Origin of the sequence: Streptomyces sp. NPDC088730, assembly GCF_044751215.1 — a bacterium.
In the GTDB taxonomy this organism is placed as follows: domain Bacteria; phylum Actinomycetota; class Actinomycetes; order Streptomycetales; family Streptomycetaceae; genus Streptomyces.
Genome location: NZ_JBIVLK010000007.1, coordinates 258,055 through 276,336, shown reverse-complemented (window position 1 = coordinate 276,336; position 18,282 = coordinate 258,055). Strand labels below are relative to the sequence as shown.

Below are 18,282 nucleotides of genomic sequence, written 5' to 3'. Positions count from 1 at the left end.
ACAGCAGAGGTCAAGGAGGACCCATGAAAGCCGTTCAGTACCGTACCGTCGGCGCCGCGCCGGAGGTCGTCACCGTGCCGGACCCGGAACCCGGCCCCGGCCAGGTTCTGCTGAAGGTCACCGCCGCGGGTGTGTGCCACTCGGACATCGCGGTGATGAGCTGGCCCGCCGAGCAGCTGACGTTCCCGCTGCCGCTCACCCTCGGACACGAGGGCGTCGGGACCATCGCCGCACTCGGCGAAGGGGTCGACGGACTCACCGTCGGCGACTCGGTGGCCGTCTACGGCCCCTGGGGCTGCGGGACGTGCGTCAAGTGCGCCGAGGGCAAGGAGAACTACTGCCTGCGCGCCAAGGAGCTCGGCATCAACCCGCCCGGTCTCGGCTCGCCCGGCGCCATGGCCGAGTACATGATCGTCGACGATCCGCGCCACCTGGTGCCCCTGGGAGACCTCGACCCGGTCCAGGCCGTGCCCCTCACCGACGCCGGCCTCACCCCGTACCACGCGATCAAGCGCTCCCTGCCGAAGCTGGTACCCGGTGCGACCGCCGTCGTCATCGGCACCGGCGGGCTCGGCCACGTGGCGATCCAGCTGCTGCGCGCCATGACGGCCGTCCGGGTCATCGCCCTGGACGTCACGGAGGACAAGCTCGCTCTCGCCCGCACTGTCGGGGCGCACGAGACCGTTCTGTCCGACGAGCACGCCGCGGCGCGTATCCGCGAGCTGACCGGCGGCATCGGTGCACAGGTCGTCCTCGACTTCGTCGGCGCACCGCCCACCGTGGCCACCGCGGGCGCCGCGGCCGCCATCGACTCCGACGTCACGATCGTGGGCATCGGCGGCGGGGCGCTGCCGGTGGGCTTCGGCTCCCTGCCGTTCAACACCACGGTCGCCGCACCGTACTGGGGTTCACGCTCCGAGCTGGCCGAGGTCCTCGATCTCGCCCATGCCGGATCGGTCGAGGTGCACGTCGAGACGTACTCGCTGGACGAGGCGCCGCTGGCGTACGAACGGCTGCACGACGGCAAGATCAGCGGCCGCGCCGTCATCCTCCCCAACGGCTGACCTTCCGAGCCCGTCCGCACCGCCCTCGCGGGCCGTCGCACCACGCGACGGCCCGCGGGGGCGTAGGCGCGGACGGGTTCACGCCGTGCCGCACGCGGGGGATACTGCCCGCATGGAATTCGCCGCGATGATGACACTGCCCGGCCTGGTGATCGGTCTGACCGTCGTCGCCTTCCTCGATCAGCTGATGCTTCGCGCGGGCCGGGCCGGCCTGCTGCCGTGGCGCAACAGCGCCCGGCAGGGCCAGGTGTCGGCGACCGGTTTCGAGCAGCTGCACGCGACCTTCTCGCCCGGCAAGCAGAGCGAGCTCAAGGAGCGGCAGAGCGCCCTGCTGCTCCGCGACGACGAGGAGGACGGTGCCCCGCCGCACCGCTCCACCGTGGACCTCGACGGCGGACTCGCCGTCATCCGAATGCCCGGCCACGAAGGCTAGAACGACACGGAGGCTAGAGCGGCACGAGGCCAGACGGCGCGAAGCTGGAGAGGCACGAGGACCAGGGCGGTACGAAGTGGAGCGGCACGAGGACCAGAGCGGCCACGAAGGTTAGACGCGGCCTGTTCCGACCGCGACCAGCGGTCGCAGCCGGCTGTCACGCAGCCGGACCACCGCCGGGGCGCACCGGCCGGCCGCGACGGTGAGCGGCCAGGCGGCCAGCGCGCCGATCAGCAGCCCGACGAGCATGTCGTGCGGGTAGTGCGCGCCGATCCACACCCGGGACGCCGCCATCAGCAGCGCGGCCGGCACCGCGACCGCTCCGAGCCGCCGGTCGGCCAGCCAGATCGCCGTCGCGGCCGCCGCGGCGATGGCGGCGTGGTTACTGGGGAAGGACCAGTCGCCGAGCGCCGGGCACGCCTCCACCGTCACGACATGGAGCGTCCGGCAGGGGCGTTGCTCGTGAAAGGCGGACTTCACCACGTCGTTGGCGAGATACGTCGCGACGACGACGAGCGGGGCGCAGAGCGCCATGGCGGTACGCGCCGGGTCCGACGACCGCGAACGCCACCAGGACGCGAGCATGAGCACCGCGAACAGGGCGAGCCCGTAGTCCGACCAGAGGCGGACGGCCGAGTCGAGGAGGGCGGGGGAGCGCTGGGCCAGCTCGGTGACCCAGGTGTACAGCCCACCGTCGATCGAGGTGGCCGCGGAGGCGAGCGGCATCAGCTGTTGTCTCCTTCGGCGGTGTTCCGGTTGCGGGAGCGGAGCAGTTCGGCGGCGAGCGGGACGAGGGAGACCACGACCACGAGGGCGACGATCGGCAGCAGGTAGCGGTCGACGTTCGGGACCGAGGACCCCAGCGCGTATCCGGCGAGGACCAGCCCGGCCGTCCAGACCACGCCACCGATGACCTGCCACAGGGCGAACACCCTGGCCGGGACGTCGAGCGCGCCGGCCAACGGATTGAGCACCGTGCGTACGACGGGGACGAAGCGGGCCAGCACGATCGCGCGGGCGTGGCCGTATCTGGCGAGCAGCTCCGCGGCGCGGTCGGCGCCCTCGCGCAGCCGGCCGGAGCGGCGGCGGGCGAGCAGCGCCCGCCCGCCCCGGCGGCCGAGCCAGTAGCCCGTCTGGGCGCCGAGCAGCGCTCCGGCCACCGCCGCGAGCAGCACCTGCGGCAGCGACAGCCCGACCGGGCCGTGGGCACCGTCGACGCTCAGCAGGCCCGCCGTGAACAGCAGGGAATCGCCGGGCAGGAAGAAGCCGACGAGCAGCCCCGTCTCGGCGAAGAGCACGACGGCGACGCCGAGCGCGCCGAACGTGCCGAGCAGCGAACCGGCATCCAGCAGGTTCACCGCTTGCGGCATGGCCGCCAGTGAGAGTACGGACACGGTGGAGGGTCTCCCATAATGGTGAGCGGGTGTCCGGTGGAACACCCGGACTGACTACAGTGATGTAGACGGTCTACATCACTGTAGACGCCCGAAGGGGGAGGAGAGTTCCCATGCCACAGGTGAACGGAATATCCGGCGGAGAATCCGCCCCCCGGCCGCACGAAGGACCGGACACCGGGAAGACGCCCCGGGCCCGGCGGCGGCCCGCCCCGCAGGCGCCGGACGAGGGTCAGGCACCGGAACCGGGTCAGGTCCCGGTCGAGCGGCGCCCGTCCGGTGAGCTGGAATCCGCGATCCTGGCGGCCCTCTGGGCGGCGGACGCACCGCTCACCGCCGGTCAGGTGCAGGGGGCGATCGGGGCGGAACTCGCACGGACCACCGTCACCACCATCCTGTCCCGGCTCCATGAGAAGGGCACGGTCGCCCGCACCAGGTCCGGACGTGGATTCGCCTACACCCCCACGGAGGACGCCGCCGGACTGACCGCCCGCCGGATGCACAGCGAACTGCGCAAGGACGAGGACCGCGGGACCGTACTGGCTCGCTTCGTCTCGCAGCTCAGTGACGAGGACGAGCGGCTCCTGCGCGAACTGCTCGACGGGGACGCCGGATGATCTACGCCGTCTGGATTCCGCTGCTGGTGCCGTTCCTGGCCGTTCCGGCGGCCCGGCGGCTCGCGGACGCGCTGTCGCCCCGGCGGGCCGTTGTGCTGCTCGTGGCGACGGGCGCGGGCCTGGCCCTGTGCACCGTGTGCGCGCTGGCCCTGCTGGTGGTGCCCGGCGCCGCCCGGCTGTCCGCCGTCGCCGCCGCCGGAGAGTTCGTACGCCCGCTCGCCGCCGCCGAACCCGCCCTGGCCGTCCCGCTCGCGGCCGCCGCACTCGCGCTGCTCCTGGGCTGCGCCGCAACCGCGACCCGGGCCGCGCGCAGGCACTGGGCCCAGCTCCACCGTGACTCCGGCCAGGAACCGGACGGCGGGAGCGAGCTCGCCGTGCTGCGGGACGTCCGGCCCGACGCCTACGCGCTGCCCGGACGGCCCGGCAGACCCGGCCGGATCGTCGTCACCACCGGGATGCTGCACGCCCTGGATCCCGTCGAACGGGATGCCCTCCTGGCCCATGAGCGCGCGCACCTCACCGGGCGCCACCACCTGTACCTCGTGGCCGCCGAGCTGTCCGCCCGCTGCCACCCGGCGCTCCGCGCCCTGCGGGCACCCATGGGATACGCCCTGGAACGCTGCGCCGACGAGGCCGCCGCGCAAGCCGTCGGGGACCGCTCAGTCGCCGCCCGCGCCATCGGGCGCGCCGCCCTGGCCGCGCGGACGGCCGGAGGAACCGCCGCTCCCCGCCCCGCCCCGGCCCTCGCGGCGGCGGCCGGCCCCGTCCCGCGCCGGGTCGCCGCTCTGCTCGGCCGGACCGCCGGGCACCCGCGCATCGGCCGCGCCGCAGCCGCGACCCTGATCGCCTGCCTGGCCGTCTCGGGAGCGGCCGCCCTCGACGCGACGCACGACCTGCACAGCAGCATCGAGACCGCCCAGGGCGAGACCCCGTAGCCGCTGCCGAGGGCCGGCCGTGGTCAGGCCATGACCGGCGAAAAGCCGCCTGACAGCCAAGCGCCCCGTGCATACACTGACGCCCATGGGTTCGTACTACTTCTTCCGCTGATACCGGCCCGGGGCGCCACCCCGCGCGACGCCGAGCGTCGCTGCCGGCCCGTACGGGCCACCCCCGTGGCACCGCCCCTCCGTCCGTTCGGCATCCCCGCCCGCCGCGCCCGCTCACGGGCCGCAGAGGCATGTCATCCGAGGGAGAGCGACCCATGTCCCCCAAGCACGACCGCGCCCAACTGGCCATGAAGGACGTCTCCAAGGCGTACGGAGACCGCACCGTCCTCGACCAGGTGTCCCTCACCGTCCGCCCCGGCGACCGCGTCGGGGTCATCGGTGAGAACGGCTCCGGCAAATCCACACTCCTGCGGCTGCTGGCCGACGCCGAGACACCGGACAGCGGCGAAATCACCGTCCGCTTCCCGGGCGGCACCGGTTACCTCTCCCAGACACTCGCGCTGGATCCCGCCCACACGGTTCAGGACGCCGTCGACACGGCCCTGGCCGGACTCCGCGCGCTGGAGCGGCGGATCCGCACCGCCGAAGCCGCACTCGCCCTGCCCGGCGGCCCGGACGACGCCCAACTCGCCGCGTACGGAGACCTGCTGACCGAGTACGAGGAGCGCGGCGGCTACCTGGCCGACGCCCGGGTCGACGCGGCGCTGCACGGCCTCGGACTCGGGCACCTCACCAGGGAGCGCCGGCTCGGCACGCTCTCCGGCGGCGAGCAGTCCCGGCTCGCGCTCGCCTGTGTGCTGGCGTCCGCGCCCGAACTGCTGCTGCTCGACGAACCGACCAACCACCTCGATCTCGCGGCCACCACCTGGCTGGAGGACCAGCTGCGCGCCCACCGCGGCACCGCCGTCGTGATCACCCATGACCGGGCGTTCCTGGAGCGGACCACCACCGTCATCGTCGAGGTGGACCGCGACCTGCGCCGCGTCGTCACCTACGGCGACGGCTGGGACGGCTACCGCACGGCCAGGGCGGCCGCCCGGCGGCGCTGGGCGCAGGACCATCAGGAGTGGCTGGACGAACTGGCCCGCACCGAAGAGCTGGTGAGCGCCACGGGCCGGCGGCTCGCCGGCACCGGGAGCGACCCGGGGGAGGGCTTCGGCAAACACCGCCGCTCGCACGAGGCCAAGCTGTCCGGGCGGGTCAGAGCCGCCAGGACCCGACTGGAGGCGCTGCGCCGGACCCCGGTTCCCGCCCCGCCCCGGCCCCTGCGCTTCACCGCCCGACTGGACCTCGCCGCCGAGGGCGAACGGCCGCGGGGCCCACTGGTGGAGCTCGACTCCGTCTCGGTGGGAAACCGGCTGCGCGTGCCCGCACTGCGGGTGGCGGCCGGGCAGCGCCTGCTGGTCACCGGGCCCAACGGAGCCGGCAAGTCGACCCTGCTGAGGATCCTGGCGGGAGACCTCGCCCCCGAGAGCGGCACGGTGCGCCGCCGGGCCCGGACCGGGTATCTCCCGCAGGACCTCCCCGCCCGGCCCACCCGCCGCACGCTCCTGGCGGCCTTCGCGGCCGGTCGCCCCGGTCACGCCGACGAGTACACCGACATGCTGCTCGCCCTCGGACTGTTCCGTCCCGAGGACCTGGCCGTCCCGGTGGCCGGCCTCTCCGCCGGCCAGCAGCGCAGGCTGGCGCTGGCCCGGCTGGTCACCCGGCCGGCCGATCTGCTGGTGCTCGACGAGCCGACGAACCACATCGCACTCGGCCTGGTGGAGGAGCTGGAAGCGGCGCTGGCGGCGTACCGGGGAGCTGTCGTGGTCGTCTCGCACGACCGCAGCTTCCGCGGCCGCTTCACCGGCGACCGGCTCGAACTCCGCGGGGGCGCGCCCGTCGGGAGCCCCTGACCCGTCGTCCGAGGGGCCGCACCGGGCCGTGCCCGGCGTGTACGGGTGACCTCCGCTCGCCGGCGGCTCATGTCCCCGGATGGTTGAGGGTTCGTAGGAACTGCGCCGAGAGCTGCTCGGTATCGAGGTCGTCCGCGCTGCGTCCGGACAGGATGTGGAAGAAGGGCGGACCGATCAGGAGCGCGGTGGCCTGTTCGAGCGAGAGGGCTGTGCCGCTCGACTCCCGCGCCGCCTCCACGACCGCCGCGGCGCTTTCCCCCAGGACGTCGCGGGAGGTGAGCAGCGCGGCGACGTCCGTGTCGTGCTGGGCTTCCCCGATGAGGGCGCGGTAGGCCGCACCCGCGTGGGAGCGGGACAAGAAGGTGACGAGGGCGTCGAGATACGCCTTGAGGTCTTCGCGGGGGTCGTCGCCGACGGACACGGACAGTTCGTGCCGGGCGTCGATGGCGCTGGCCTCGTAGAGGACTTCCGCCTTGTTCGACCACCAGCGGTACACGGTCTGACGGCCCACGCCCGCCCGCTCTGCGATGCCCTTCATGGTCAGGGCCGCGTATCCGACCTCGACCAGAAGGTCGTCGACGGCGTGCAGCACGGCGGCGCGTGCGTCCTCGCTGCGGGGCCGTCCGCGGCCACTTCCATCCCTCATGCCGCCACTTTATACGAGTCACCGTGTCTCGTATGTGTTAGCTTTACGGTGCACGGTGACTCGTAAATGGGTGTCCGGCCTTCCCGCGACCGTTCTCGTGAACGGCCTGCAGGGCGGTGTCCCGCCGTGCTTCGCGTACATCAACCCCAGAAGGAATCGAGAGCGATGGCTCCCATACCGGAGGGCGCGCCGCGCCCCACGCGGCGGTCCGGCTCCGTGCTCGCCTGCGTGAGCGTGTGCACCGCCCTGGTCGTCGGATTCGTTGCGGCGATCAACCTGGCAGTGCCGGAGCTGGCCGCGAGTTCACTGCGCCCGACCTCGTCGGACCTGCTCTGGATCGTCGACGCCTATGTCGTGATCTTCGCCTGCCTGGTCATCCCCGCCGGTGCCGTCGGGGACAAGCTCGGCCGCAAGGGCGTCCTCTTGGCGGGGCTCGGCGTATTCGCCTCCGGCGCCGTGGTGTCGGCCGTCGCGCCGAACGTGGCGATCATGCTGGCCGGGCGTGCCGTGACGGGCCTCGGTGCCGCGTGCGTCCTGCCCAACTGCGTCGGCATCCTCCTGCACGCCACGGCCCCCGAGCGGCGTCCTCACTCGCTGGCAGTCTGGGCGGCGGCCTCCGGTGCCGGCGGCGTCGTCGGCAACGTCGGAGGCGGCGCGGTGCTGAGCGCGGGCTCCTGGCGCGCGCTGTTCACGGCGGTCGCGGCCGTCGCGCTCTGCTGCCTGGCGTGGGCGGCCCGGTCCGCACCGCGCGGTGCCCGGCACCACAGGGCCCTCGACCTGCCAGGCACGCTGTTGTTCGTGGCGGCCTTCGTGGCGCTGCTGACCGGCATCATCGAAGGGCCCGAACAGGGCTGGGGCAGCACGGTCGTCCTCGGCGCCTTCGCCTCCAGCGTCCTGCTGATCCTGTGGTGGGTGCGGGTCGGGCGGAGAGCCCCCCATCCCATGCTCGACCCGCGGCTGTTCCGCAGCGCGGCGCTCAGCAGCGCCTGCCTCGGCATGACCATCACTTTCTTCGGAAGCTTCGGGCTCTTCTACGTCAACGCCTCACTCCTGCAGTACGGGCGCGGCTTCTCCGTACTGCAGGCCGGGCTCGGAGTCATCCCGCTGACCGTCCCGCTCCTGGCCGGAACCCGCTACGTTCCCGGGCTCATCCGCCGCACCGGCGTCCCCGCGACCCTCGCCGCGGCCTTCGCGCTGACCGGCGCCGGCCTGGCCGGCCTCTCGTACGCCTCGGCCATGGCCTACCCGGTGTACGCGGCCGGTCTGTTCGTCATCGGGCTCGGCATCATGCTGGCCGCGCCGTGCCTGACCGCTCAGATCGCCGCCGCCCTGCCCGTGGAGCGAGCGGGCATCGCCGGCGGTCTGCAGTCGGCGACCCGAGAACTGGGCAGCGCCCTGGGCGTGGCGGTCGTCGGCACCATCCTCACAGCCGGGTTCACCCGACACCTGCCCGCCGGCCTGGGCCGGCACGCCCCGCTCCCGCGTACCGTGCGGGAAGCGCTCGCGTCGGCCCCGGCCGACCGCACCGCCGTCACCGAAGCGTTCACCCACGGCGCCGACACCGCGCTGCGCGCCGCGGCCCTCGTGGTGCTCCTGGCCGGAGCCCTCGTCGTCGCCGGCGCCCGCCGCGCCCACCGGACCGCCACGCGGTAACGGCGCGCCCCTTCACACCACCTGGCCCGGCGCTCGCGTCGTGATCAGGGAACTCCCACCGTCTCCACCATTCACCTGCCCCTTTCAGGGCGAAGGAGGACACGCTCATGCGTGCGTTTGTCACTGGAGCGACCGGCTGGATCGGATCCGCCGTTGTCGACGAACTCATCTCGGCAGGCCACCAGGTCATCGGCCTGGCCCGGTCCGACCAGGCCGAACAGGCCCTCACGGCCAAGGGCGCCGGCATCGTCCGCGGTGACCTGGACGATCTCGCCTCGCTGCGGCGAGGCGCCGCCCGGGCGGACGCGGTCATCCACATGGCCAACAAGCACGACTGGGGCAACCCCGCCGAGTCGGACCGCTCCGAACGCGCCGCGGTCCGGGTCCTCGGCGACACCCTGACCGGAACCGACCGACCGTTCGTCGTCGCCGCGCCGCTCTCCGGACTCGTCGAGGGCCGGCCCGCCACGGAGGCCGATGTCTCCCCGGCCATCGGCCCGGACTCCAACCGGGGAGGCAGCGAGAACCTTGCCCTGGACTACGTGGCCCGGGGGGTGAGGACCGTGATCACCCGGTTCGCGCCGAGCGTTCACGGCCGCGGTGACTGGGGGTTCGTCAACTTCCTGACCGCGGCCGCCCGCAAGCGGGGAGTCTCGGGCTACGTCGGTGACGGCTCGGCTGCCTGGTCGGCGGTGCACCGCGGCGACGCCGCCCGTCTCATCCGCCTAGGCATGGAGCAGGCACCCGCGGGGACCCGCCTCCACGCCGTCGCCGAGGAGGCCATCACCACCAAGGCGATAGCCGAGGCGATCGGCCGCAGTCTCGGCCTGCCGGCCGGCTCCGTACCCCCACGGGACACCGAAAGCCATTTCGGCTTCGTCGGCGGCTTCTTCGCCTCCACCATGACCGCGTCCAGCGACGCGACCAGGCTGCTGCTCCCCTGGGAGCCCACCGGACCGTCCCTGCTCGCGGACATCGACGCGGGCGCCTACACGAGCTGAGACCCGACGCCGACGAGGCGTGGGAGGAGCGGCCCGCGGAGGCCGCCCTCCCGCGTCCACCCGCTGTCCTCCGGCCGTCCACGCGCTCGGGGACAAGGTATGGAGGCATCCCTCAACTTCGGCCTCTCAGACGCGGGTTGACGTGATCAGCCGGGGTGCGGCGTATACGCCGCCTCCTCAGCCCGAGTGCCCAGCCATCGTCTCCCGCCGCGATCAGTGATTCCTCAAGCACCTCGAAGGCGTCCAGGCATTCGCGCCGCAGGTTCGCCGCGAGGGTGACGGGGAGCCTCGCGTAGACAGCGAGCGCTTCGTCCAACCTGTCCGGCACCCCACTACGGTCTCTCCGTCCCTCCACGCGGATCAGGGCGGATCCGCAGAGGAAGCGGACGAGCGCCACTTCCGAGGCCACGAACCCGAGCGTGGCCCGGGGACGGATCAGTTCGGCCGCAAGGTCGGCCGCCGAGCACGCCTCGCCCCATTGCCCGGCCCCGGCCCGTGCGACTGCGAGGTGGTAGGTCGCGACGGCTAGCGAGGGCCGGAACTCCTGACAGCCTCTGTCGACCAGACGTTGGGCCAGCGCAACCAGCTCTTCGGCGGTGGGGACGAGCTTCTGCCGAAGTCCCGATTCCCGGTAGCACTCGAAGAGGTGGTGGAGCTGGCCTTCGAGTATGGGCTCGAACCGCTCGGGCGCGATCGTGGCCAGCTCTCTGTGGATCGTGACGGATTCGACCAGGGAGGCAAGGGCCTCGTCCGTACGGCCCGTTCGCCAGAGGGCCCTGCCAAAGGTGTCCAGGGCCCTGGAGAGCGCCGGGGAGTGAACGGCTCCCTGGGCCTCGGCCAGACGTCTGCGCAGGATGAGGGATTCCTTCGCGGACTCAAGAGCCAGAGTGCCGTCGGCATGAGCGTCGGCCGCGCGGCTGAGGGTCGCCAGCGCCGTGGCGAGAGCCTCCGTGCGGGAAGCCGAGTCGGCCTCGTCGAGGCCCTTCAGAATGCGGACCGCTTCGTCGGCGGGAGCCAGTGCCTCCGACGCCCTGCCCATACGCAAGGCCAGAATGTTTCCGAATTTGCTGAGTGCCACCGCCAGGCGGAGTCCGTATGCACCGGGGGAGCGGCGTACGAGGGCCCGATAGTGGGAAACCGCCTCCCGTGTGGCGTCCAGAGCGCTCTGGTTCGCCCCGGCCACAGAGCGGTACTCGGCGAGGTTGGTCAGAGCGGCCGCGAGATGATCGCGGCATTCCTCGGTCCCGTCTGCCACGAGCCCCCGGAGACGGGCGACGGCCGCTTCGCCGTATTCGGCGGCTTCCGGGTAGCGGCCGATCTCACCGAGCGCCGCGCACAACGCCGCGTCGAGGATTGCTCGCTCATGAGGCGGGAGACGTTCCGGGATGTTCGTCAGCCTGGTGAGGAGGGCGACATACCCGGCGGTGAGATCGATGGGGCGACGCTCCGCGAGAAGCCCGTACAGGTCGGCTGCCAGCGTGACATCGAGCTCGTGCAGTTCGGTGAGGGCCACGATCATGGCGCTCCCCGCCTCCAGGCAGAGTTCGGGGTGTTCGCGTAACAGGGGGATGAGGTGGCTGTGTGCGACATGGGGCCATCGCTTCGCCGTTTCGGCCAGTCTGGTGAGCGCGGTACGGGTCCAGGGCGTGCCGCCGGGCTTCACGAGAAGCCCGAATGCCTGAGCGCTCCACAGGTCCGCCGGCCAGTCGCGGTCATGCCCCGGAAGCATGAGCGCCAGGAAGTCCTCGTTGAGCCGGTCCGGATAGAGCGGTTCGAGTACGGAATCCGCCCGGCTCTGCGCGTAGCACACCGCATGGTCCTTGATGAGCCTTCCAGGGTGCTCCCACAGCTCGACGGGGGCCGCCTGGAGCGCCGCCGTCCCGTCCGCGTACGACAACGGCCCCGTCAGCGCCGCGATGTACACGACCTGGGACATCGCGTTCGGGTCGGCCTTCAGCAGGCCGCGTTCGTGCAGGAGCGCCCAGTGGGTGCGCTCACGGGCCAGGAGGTAGGCCGAGAGCTTGCCAGGGGCATCGGGAGCGACGGTGTCGTCCGCGGCCGCGAGAACGGTGGCGAGGGCGGACATGTGCAACGTCAGTGCCTGGTTGAAGGCGCTGTGGTCCCCGAGGCCGGACGGGGGGCTGGGAAGAGGTGCTACGGGGACCTCAAGAGCGGCGGCGAAGCGACGGACGGCCTCGGAGAATAAGGGTGCTTGGTCGGACGGCCTCCCGACGAGAGGTTCGAGCCGGAGCGCTTCCGGAACAATGCCGAGGTTCCTGACGAGACGGGACTGGAGCGTCTGCCACCACACACCCGCGGACCGTGCCAGCAGCAGGAGCAGTACCGGTGCCGCTCCTGGGGAGGACATGTCGTGGATGAGCCCGAGCAGATCACCGGTGTCCCATTCCTGGGCGTAGTCGACCACGACCACCGTTCCGGGGCCGGTGCCGAACGGTGGGGTCTCGGGCGCGGGACGGACCGGGCGATCCGGCCGCAGGACCGCGTGAAAGGTGTTCCAACCCTCCTGCCGCCATATTCGGGCGGCCTGGGAGGCCAGCCGGGTCTTACCCTGCCCCCCTGGGCCGTGGATGAGCCCCAAGGCGACGCGTGGGTGGCTCAGACAGCTGTCCCGCCAGGTGCGCAGGGTCTTCATCTCGGCCTCCCGGCCGGCGAACTCGACGACCTCGTGCCCGGCGCGGAGCAGCCGGCTGGGCTGGGCGCGCGCCTCCTCGGCCGACAGCCGCTGAGGAGGAGGCGGCCACATCCGGAGCCGGTACGGCGCGCTCTCGTCGAGTATCACCACGTCTCGGCCCGCCTGCACGATGCGCGCGTAGTCCGAGGCCGACGCGTGCTGTTCCACTGCAGTACTCCGGGGTGAGGGCGATCCGGGGGCGCCGCGGTATCCATGGCGTGCTGAGCACGGTACCGGTGGAGCAGCGGTTCAGGGGCGGATTGTCCCGGCGGCAACCCATGATGCCGACTGGCCCGTGCCGACCGGTCTGTGCCGACCGGCAACGGCGGTGCGTGAGGGGCAGGGGCTCAGGCACCGCCGGGTTTCAGGAGGAGTACGTCCAGTGCTGGTTGGACGAGTCCTCGCAGTCCCGGATCACCAGCGGGGTACCGCTGGACGTGCCTCCGTCCGCGGCGTCCAGGCAGCGTCCGGAAGCGGGGTTGCGAGGGGATCCGTCGAGGCGGTGACCCAGTTCTGGTCGGAGCCGCCGTTACAGGACCAAGGACGCGGGCGGCGTTGGGCGGAGGCGCAGGCGGTCCCCACCTCACCGCGGGTGGTCACGTGGTGTCCGCCGGGCGTGCCGACCTCTTCGCCCGCACCTACGCCCAGAGCGCCGCCGCCATGGTTCTTACGGTGAACCCGGAACTTGTGGTCATCGGCGGCGGCATCTCCGGGCCGGCGAGAGCCTCGCCGGCCCGATGCGGCGCCACCTGGAAGAACTGTGCGCCGACCCGCCCCCTGGGCGTCACCGTGACCCGCCGCGCCGACACGGCTCCGCCGCTCAGGACCCGCCCGGCGCGGACGGCCCCCGCTCGCCCGCCAGCACGTCGACCAGCCGGTCCACGAAGATCCGCTGCCCCTTGACGAGCCGCTCGGCGGCCACCTCCGGCGGGCACCAGGCGAACCGGTCGATCTCCGGGAACTCCCGCCGCACGCCGGAGCCCCGGGGCCACTCCATCGTGAACGTCCCCGGAACGGCCGTCGCCGGATCGAGGTCGGCCTCCAGCGCCCACACCGTCACGGTCTTGCCGCCGGACTGCCGGGACTCGCCCAGCGCCACCCACTCACCGTCCGGGGCCGGGTGGCCGAACTCCTCCCCGAACTCCCGCCGGGCCGCGGCCGCGGGCTCCTCCCCGGGGCCGTACTCACCCTTCGGTACCGACCACGCCGCGCTCTCCCGGCCTGCCCAGAAGGGCCCGCCCATGTGGCCGAGGAGGACTTCCAGACCGGCGTCCCCGGTGGTGCGGAAGAGGAGGAGCCCGGCGCTGCGCCGCTCGTTCGGTGACATGCCGTCAAGTGTGGGCGAAGGGGCTGGGGCCGCGCCGGCGACACGGCGGCCCCGCGCTACACCTTGCGGTAGTCGTACGCCTCCGAAGCGGCGGCCGCCACGGCGTCGAGGTCGCCGCCCGCCGACGCGGCCACCACCGCCGCCACCGCGCCCTCCACCAGCGGGGCATCCACCAGCCGTGCCCCGTCCGGGAGTTCGTCGCCCTCGGCCAGCATCGCCTTGACCGTGAGCACCGCGCTGCCCAGGTCGACCAGTACGGCGACACCCGCTCCGGCGTCCACCGATCTGGCGGCCTCCGCGATGAGCTCCGCACTCGTTCCGAGGCCGCCCGCGGGCGTACCGCCGGCGGCGGCCACCGGTGCGGTCGCGCCACCGGCCGCGAGCCCCCTGGCCAGCGCGGCGACGGCCTCCGCCACCGGCCCGCTGTGTGAGACGAGCACGATCCCGACCTGCTTGTCCGCGCTCATGCGGCGCCCCCGGCGGCATCGCCGGTCTCCGCCAGCGCGGCGATCAGCAGCGCGGCGGACGTGGCCCCCGGGTCCTGATGCCCGATGCTCCGTTCGCCCAGATAGCTCGCCCGGCCCTTGCGCGCCTGGAGGGGCACGGTCGCCAGCGCGCCCTCCCGTGCCGCGTCCCGCGCCGCCCCGAACGACGTCCCGAGCGCCTCGGCCGCCGGCAGCAGGGCATCGAGCATCGTCTTGTCCCCGGCCTGGGCCCCGCCCAGCTGGGCCACCGCCGCAACGCCCGCCCCGAGCGCCCGCGCCAGCTCTTCGCGGGTCACGGCGGGGGCGTCACCCAGTGCCTTTCCCGTACGCCGCAGCAGCGTCCCGTACAGCGGGCCGGACGCCCCTCCGACGGTGGAGATCAACTGCCGTCCGGCAAGCATCAGTACGGCACCCGGCGTCTGCGGCGGCTCCTTGCCGAGGGCGGCCGTCACCGCGGTGAATCCGCGCTGGAGATTACTGCCGTGGTCGGCGTCCCCGATCGCCGAGTCGAGCTCGGTCAGATGCGCGGACTCGCGGTCCACGGCGGCGGCGGTCGTGGTCATCCAGCGGCGGAAGAAGTCGGTGTCCAGCACATGATCTCCTTGGGTCCATCGGGTGGGGCACGGTGCGCTGCGACGGCTGAGCGGGAAGGCTCAACGGCCCCAGCGCAGTGCGGGGGTCTCCACCGGCGCGTCCCAGAGCCGCACCAGTTCCTCGTCCACCTGGCAGAGCGTCACCGAACAGCCCGCCATGTCGAGCGAGGTCACGTAGTTGCCGACGAGCGTACGAGCCACGGCGATGCCCCGCTCGGACAGCACCCGCTGCACCTCGGCACTGAACCCGTACAGCTCCAGCAGCGGTGTCGCCCCCATCCCGTTGACCAGTGCCATCACCGGACCGTGCGGCCGCAGGTCCTCCAGCACCGCGTCCACCGCGAAGTCCGCGATCTCCCGTGACGTCATCATCGGACGCCGCTCACGCCCGGGTTCACCGTGGATCCCCACCCCGAGTTCGAGTTCGCCCGCGGGCAGATCGAAGGTGGGCGAGCCCTTGGCGGGCGTGGTAACGGAAGTCAGCGCCACCCCGAAACTGCGCGACGACTCGTTCACCTGGCGCGCGATCGCGGCCACCCGGTCCAGCGGAGCACCCTCTTCGGCCGCCGCGCCGGCGATCTTCTCGACGAACAGCGTCGCCCCCGTGCCCCGCCGCCCCGCAGTGAAGAGGCTGTCGGTGACCGCGACATCGTCGTTGACGAGTACCTGGGCGACCCGTACCCCCTCCTCTTCGGCCAGCTCCGCGGCCATCTCGAAGTTGAGCACGTCGCCGGTGTAGTTCTTGACGACGAAGAGCACGCCCGCACCGCTGTCCACGGCGGCGGCGGCCCGCACCATCTGATCCGGCACCGGGGACGTGAACACCTCGCCGGCGCACGCGGCCGACAGCATCCCGGGCCCGACGAACCCGGCGTGCAACGGCTCGTGCCCGGACCCGCCACCGGAGACCAGGGCGGCCTTTCCGGCCACGGGCGCGTCGCGCCGTACGACGACACGGTTCTCGACGTCCACGGTCAGTTCCGGATGGGCGGCGGCCATTCCGCGCAGAGCGTCCGCGACCACGGTCTCGGGGACGTTTATCAGCATCTTCAACGGTAACCTCCCAGTAGGGCCATCAGGTGGCGCCCTGATCAGGTTCTCGCAGCTCAGGGGCCGCTTCGTGAGTCGTTGATCCCGGTGGTGCAGGGCCTTTGGCGGTCGGTGACGGCGGGACCGGTGGCGGCTCGCGGCCGAGTCTACTGACGGGCTGTCCTCAGCGCGGGGCGGTGCGTTCCGGCGCGCACCGGTGGACGGGCGCGGGCCGCGTGCGCGGGGCCGCCACCCGGCGCGCCGAACGCGCAGCCGCGCTTGTCGTTGCCGACGCCGCCGGTGCCGGAGAGCGTTACGGCGCAGCCGCGTAGACGGCCGGCCGTGTCCGGGTCAGGTGCGGTCGATGTGCACGCTGGTCGACTTCACCCGGGCGGTGGCCTGCATGCCCACCTCCAGGCCGAGCTCCTCGACCGCTTCCCGGGTCAGCAGGGACACGAGCCGGTGCGGACCGGCCTGGATCTCCACCTGCGCCGCCACGTCCCCGAGCTTGACGGCGGTGACGATGCCGGAGAAGGCGTTACGGGCCGAGGTGTAGGAGGCGTCGTCCTCGCCGGCGCCACCCTGGGCGACCTCCACGGAGAACGCCGCCAGATCGCGGCCGTCGATGAGGCGGCGCCCGCCGTCCTCGCGGTGCGTCGCCACGCGGCCGGCGTCCGCCCAGCGGCGCGCGGTGTCCGGGCTGACCCCCAGCAGGCGGGCGGCCTGCCCGATTGTGTAGGACTGCATATGCCGCACCTTAGGGGAGTGTTGATTGCATGTGCAAGCTTTTTCTGGTTATTTCGCGGCAAGCGCGGACGGTTGACGCTCGTTCTCTCCGCTGCTCGCGCACGGCGGTCGGCCCCGTTACGTCTCCCGTCCGCATCCAGGTGACCGCGCCAATGTAGCGCGCGGTGCACGGCCGGGTGGCCCTGCCGGGATGAGGAATCGGGGCGTGCGGCCTAGGGTGCGAGCCATGGCAGAGAGTGCGGCGTACGGGGGGTCCGGGGGGCGGAGCGCGGAGTCCGCCGACGGGCCGGACGCGCCCGATCCCCGGCGGTGGCGGGCGCTCGCGGTGTGCCTGGTCGCGGGCTTCATGACCCTGTTGGACGTGTCGATCGTCAACGTCGCGCTGCCCTCGATCCGGGAGGGCCTGCACACCCCGGAGTCCGACCTGCAGTGGGTGCTGTCCGGTTACGCCCTTGCCTTCGGACTCTTCCTGATCCCCGCCGGACGGCTCGGCGACGCCCGGGGGCGCCGCCAGGTCTTCATGGCCGGGCTGGCGCTCTTCACCCTGTCGTCCGCGGCCTGCGGAGCCGCCCAGTCCAGCCTCTGGCTGGTGATCGCCCGACTGGTCCAGGGCCTGGCCGGCGGCCTGGTGTCGCCCCAGATCTCCGCTCTCATCCAGCAGATGTTCTCCGGCCGCGAACGGGGCCGGGCCTTCGGCATGTTCGGCACCGTGGTCGGCATCTCCACCGCCGTCGGCCCGCTGCTGGGCGGGCTCCTGATCCAGGCGGCCGGCGCGGAGGAGGGCTGGCGCTGGGTGTTCTACGTCAACCTGCCGCTCGGGGCCGTCTGCCTGCTGCTGGCGCACCGGCTGCTGCCGGACACCCCGTCCGCCGGACCGGTGCGGCTGCGGGACCTGGACCCGGCCGGGGTGCTGCTGCTGGGCTCCGGGGTGCTGGCGCTGCTGCTGCCCTTCGTCCAGGCGCGCCAGTGGCCGGGCGACGGCAAATGGCTGTTCCTGCCGGTGGCCGCCGTGCTGCTGGCCGCCTTCGTCGGCTGGGAGTCCCGGTGCTCCCGCAGAGGCACCCAGCCGGTGGTGGACCTCTCGCTCTTCCGCGTCCGCTCCTACTGGCTGGGGTGCCTGCTGATCCTGCTGTACTTCGCGGGATTCACCTCGATCTTCTTCATCACCACGCTCTACCTGCAGAGCGGACTGCACTACACCGCCCTGATGGCGGGTCTCGCGATCACGCCCTTCGCCCTCGGGTCCGCCGTAGCCGCGGGCCCCGGCGGCAGGCTGGTCGGCCGGTACGGGCGCCCCCTCGTCGTCATCGGCATGGCGACCGTGGCCGTCGGACTCGGGGCCACCGCGCTCGCCGTCCACCTGGTGCCCGGCAGAGGCGCGGGCTGGGCGATGGCCGCCCCGCTGCTGGTGGCCGGTCTGGGCAGCGGCCTGGTCATCGCACCCAACCAGACCCTGACCCTGTCCCAGGTGCCGGTGGCCACCGCGGGCAGCGCCGGCGGCACCCTCCAGACCGGCCAGCGCGTCGGCTCGGCGATCGGGATCGCCGCTGTCGGCTCGGTCTTCTTCGCCCGGATGGGGTCGGCCGGCTGGTCCAGCGCGTACGACCACGGGCTGGTCGTCTCCGTCGCCTTCGTGCTGGCCGGGCTGATCGTGGCCCTGGCCGACGTCGGCGGGAGCCGGCGGGGGAGAAGCCGCAACCGGCAGCCCGCCGCGCCCTGACACGCCGTCGCTACGATCGCAATCCGCGAACCCGGC

18 protein-coding genes are annotated in these 18,282 nt (G+C 72.8%); 8 read left to right on the top strand and 10 right to left on the bottom strand.

All coding sequences use genetic code 11. The features are described from left to right. The first annotated feature begins 23 nt into the window (after positions 1 to 23). Together ACIP89_RS22705 and ACIP89_RS22700 are read left to right on the top strand one after the other, a co-directional pair. A complete protein-coding gene (locus ACIP89_RS22705) occupies positions 24 to 1,064 on the top strand; it encodes an NAD(P)-dependent alcohol dehydrogenase (protein WP_401928197.1) in 1,041 nt (346 codons plus the stop codon). A 112-nt stretch (positions 1,065 to 1,176) separates the two neighbouring features. Then, the gene (locus ACIP89_RS22700; protein ID WP_073737983.1) at positions 1,177 to 1,497 is read left to right on the top strand and encodes a DUF6191 domain-containing protein; all 321 of its coding nucleotides are present in this window, start codon (positions 1,177 to 1,179) and stop codon (positions 1,495 to 1,497) included. Positions 1,498 to 1,608: 111 nt separating this feature from the next. Here ACIP89_RS22700 and ACIP89_RS22695 read toward each other — a convergent pair whose 3' ends face one another. After that, the gene (locus tag ACIP89_RS22695; protein ID WP_402116392.1) at positions 1,609 to 2,223 is read right to left on the bottom strand and encodes a phosphatase PAP2 family protein; all 615 of its coding nucleotides are present in this window, start codon (positions 2,221 to 2,223) and stop codon (positions 1,609 to 1,611) included. After that, positions 2,223 to 2,867, bottom strand: coding sequence for a DedA family protein (locus ACIP89_RS22690; protein WP_401928556.1), 645 nt, complete (start codon positions 2,865 to 2,867; stop codon positions 2,223 to 2,225). The genes ACIP89_RS22695 and ACIP89_RS22690 overlap by 1 nt, the downstream gene beginning before the upstream one ends. A gap of 308 nt (positions 2,868 to 3,175) precedes the next feature. Here ACIP89_RS22690 and ACIP89_RS22685 point away from each other — a divergent pair, with 308 nt between their 5' ends. From ACIP89_RS22685 to abc-f, 3 genes are all read left to right on the top strand, one after another. Then, positions 3,176 to 3,508 (top strand): BlaI/MecI/CopY family transcriptional regulator, encoded by a 333-nt coding sequence (locus ACIP89_RS22685; RefSeq protein ID WP_401928557.1) that lies wholly within the window; start codon positions 3,176 to 3,178, stop codon positions 3,506 to 3,508. Beyond that, on the top strand, positions 3,505 to 4,443 hold the full coding sequence (locus ACIP89_RS22680) for a M56 family metallopeptidase (protein WP_402116391.1): 939 nt from the start codon (positions 3,505 to 3,507) through the stop codon (positions 4,441 to 4,443). The genes ACIP89_RS22685 and ACIP89_RS22680 overlap by 4 nt, the downstream gene beginning before the upstream one ends. A gap of 266 nt (positions 4,444 to 4,709) precedes the next feature. Beyond that, a complete protein-coding gene (gene abc-f, locus ACIP89_RS22675) occupies positions 4,710 to 6,353 on the top strand; it encodes a ribosomal protection-like ABC-F family protein (RefSeq protein ID WP_402116389.1) in 1,644 nt (547 codons plus the stop codon). 67 nt (positions 6,354 to 6,420) lie between these two features. On the opposite strand, the gene ACIP89_RS22670 is transcribed toward abc-f, so the two are convergent. Then, the gene (locus ACIP89_RS22670; protein WP_402116387.1) at positions 6,421 to 6,999 is read right to left on the bottom strand and encodes a TetR/AcrR family transcriptional regulator; all 579 of its coding nucleotides are present in this window, start codon (positions 6,997 to 6,999) and stop codon (positions 6,421 to 6,423) included. A 165-nt stretch (positions 7,000 to 7,164) separates the two neighbouring features. On the opposite strand from ACIP89_RS22670, the gene ACIP89_RS22665 reads away from it, so the two are divergent. Continuing rightward, positions 7,165 to 8,652 carry an MFS transporter gene (locus ACIP89_RS22665; protein ID WP_402116385.1) on the top strand — a complete coding sequence of 496 codons (1,488 nt, stop codon included), beginning with the start codon at positions 7,165 to 7,167 and terminating at the stop codon, positions 8,650 to 8,652. A gap of 107 nt (positions 8,653 to 8,759) precedes the next feature. Next, entirely contained in the window at positions 8,760 to 9,653 is an 894-nt protein-coding gene (locus ACIP89_RS22660; protein WP_401929212.1) for an SDR family oxidoreductase, read from the top strand. Between the two features lie 112 nt (positions 9,654 to 9,765). Here the strand turns inward: ACIP89_RS22660 and ACIP89_RS22655 are convergent, their stop codons facing one another. From ACIP89_RS22655 to ACIP89_RS22625, 7 genes are all read right to left on the bottom strand, one after another. Then, a complete protein-coding gene (locus tag ACIP89_RS22655; RefSeq protein ID WP_402116383.1) occupies positions 9,766 to 12,513 on the bottom strand; it encodes a hypothetical protein in 2,748 nt (915 codons plus the stop codon). 196 nt (positions 12,514 to 12,709) lie between these two features. Further along, positions 12,710 to 12,856 carry an RICIN domain-containing protein gene (locus ACIP89_RS22650; RefSeq protein WP_402116505.1) on the bottom strand — a complete coding sequence of 49 codons (147 nt, stop codon included), beginning with the start codon at positions 12,854 to 12,856 and terminating at the stop codon, positions 12,710 to 12,712. A 309-nt stretch (positions 12,857 to 13,165) separates the two neighbouring features. After that, the gene (locus ACIP89_RS22645; protein ID WP_401928216.1) at positions 13,166 to 13,672 is read right to left on the bottom strand and encodes an NUDIX domain-containing protein; all 507 of its coding nucleotides are present in this window, start codon (positions 13,670 to 13,672) and stop codon (positions 13,166 to 13,168) included. 56 nt (positions 13,673 to 13,728) lie between these two features. Continuing rightward, complete coding sequence (locus ACIP89_RS22640; protein ID WP_401928219.1) at positions 13,729 to 14,139, bottom strand: PTS fructose transporter subunit IIA; 411 nt, start codon at positions 14,137 to 14,139, stop codon at positions 13,729 to 13,731. After that, the gene (gene dhaL / locus ACIP89_RS22635; protein WP_401929204.1) at positions 14,136 to 14,750 is read right to left on the bottom strand and encodes a dihydroxyacetone kinase subunit DhaL; all 615 of its coding nucleotides are present in this window, start codon (positions 14,748 to 14,750) and stop codon (positions 14,136 to 14,138) included. Before dhaL ends, ACIP89_RS22640 begins: the two co-directional genes overlap by 4 nt. 60 nt (positions 14,751 to 14,810) lie before the next feature. Next, a complete protein-coding gene (dhaK, locus tag ACIP89_RS22630; protein ID WP_401928558.1) occupies positions 14,811 to 15,797 on the bottom strand; it encodes a dihydroxyacetone kinase subunit DhaK in 987 nt (328 codons plus the stop codon). A 333-nt stretch (positions 15,798 to 16,130) separates the two neighbouring features. Next, positions 16,131 to 16,526, bottom strand: coding sequence for a molybdopterin-binding protein (locus ACIP89_RS22625; RefSeq protein WP_401928224.1), 396 nt, complete (start codon positions 16,524 to 16,526; stop codon positions 16,131 to 16,133). Between the two features lie 226 nt (positions 16,527 to 16,752). On the opposite strand from ACIP89_RS22625, the gene ACIP89_RS22620 reads away from it, so the two are divergent. Next, positions 16,753 to 18,246 (top strand): MFS transporter, encoded by a 1,494-nt coding sequence (locus ACIP89_RS22620; RefSeq protein ID WP_402116381.1) that lies wholly within the window; start codon positions 16,753 to 16,755, stop codon positions 18,244 to 18,246. Positions 18,247 to 18,282 lie beyond the last annotated feature (36 nt).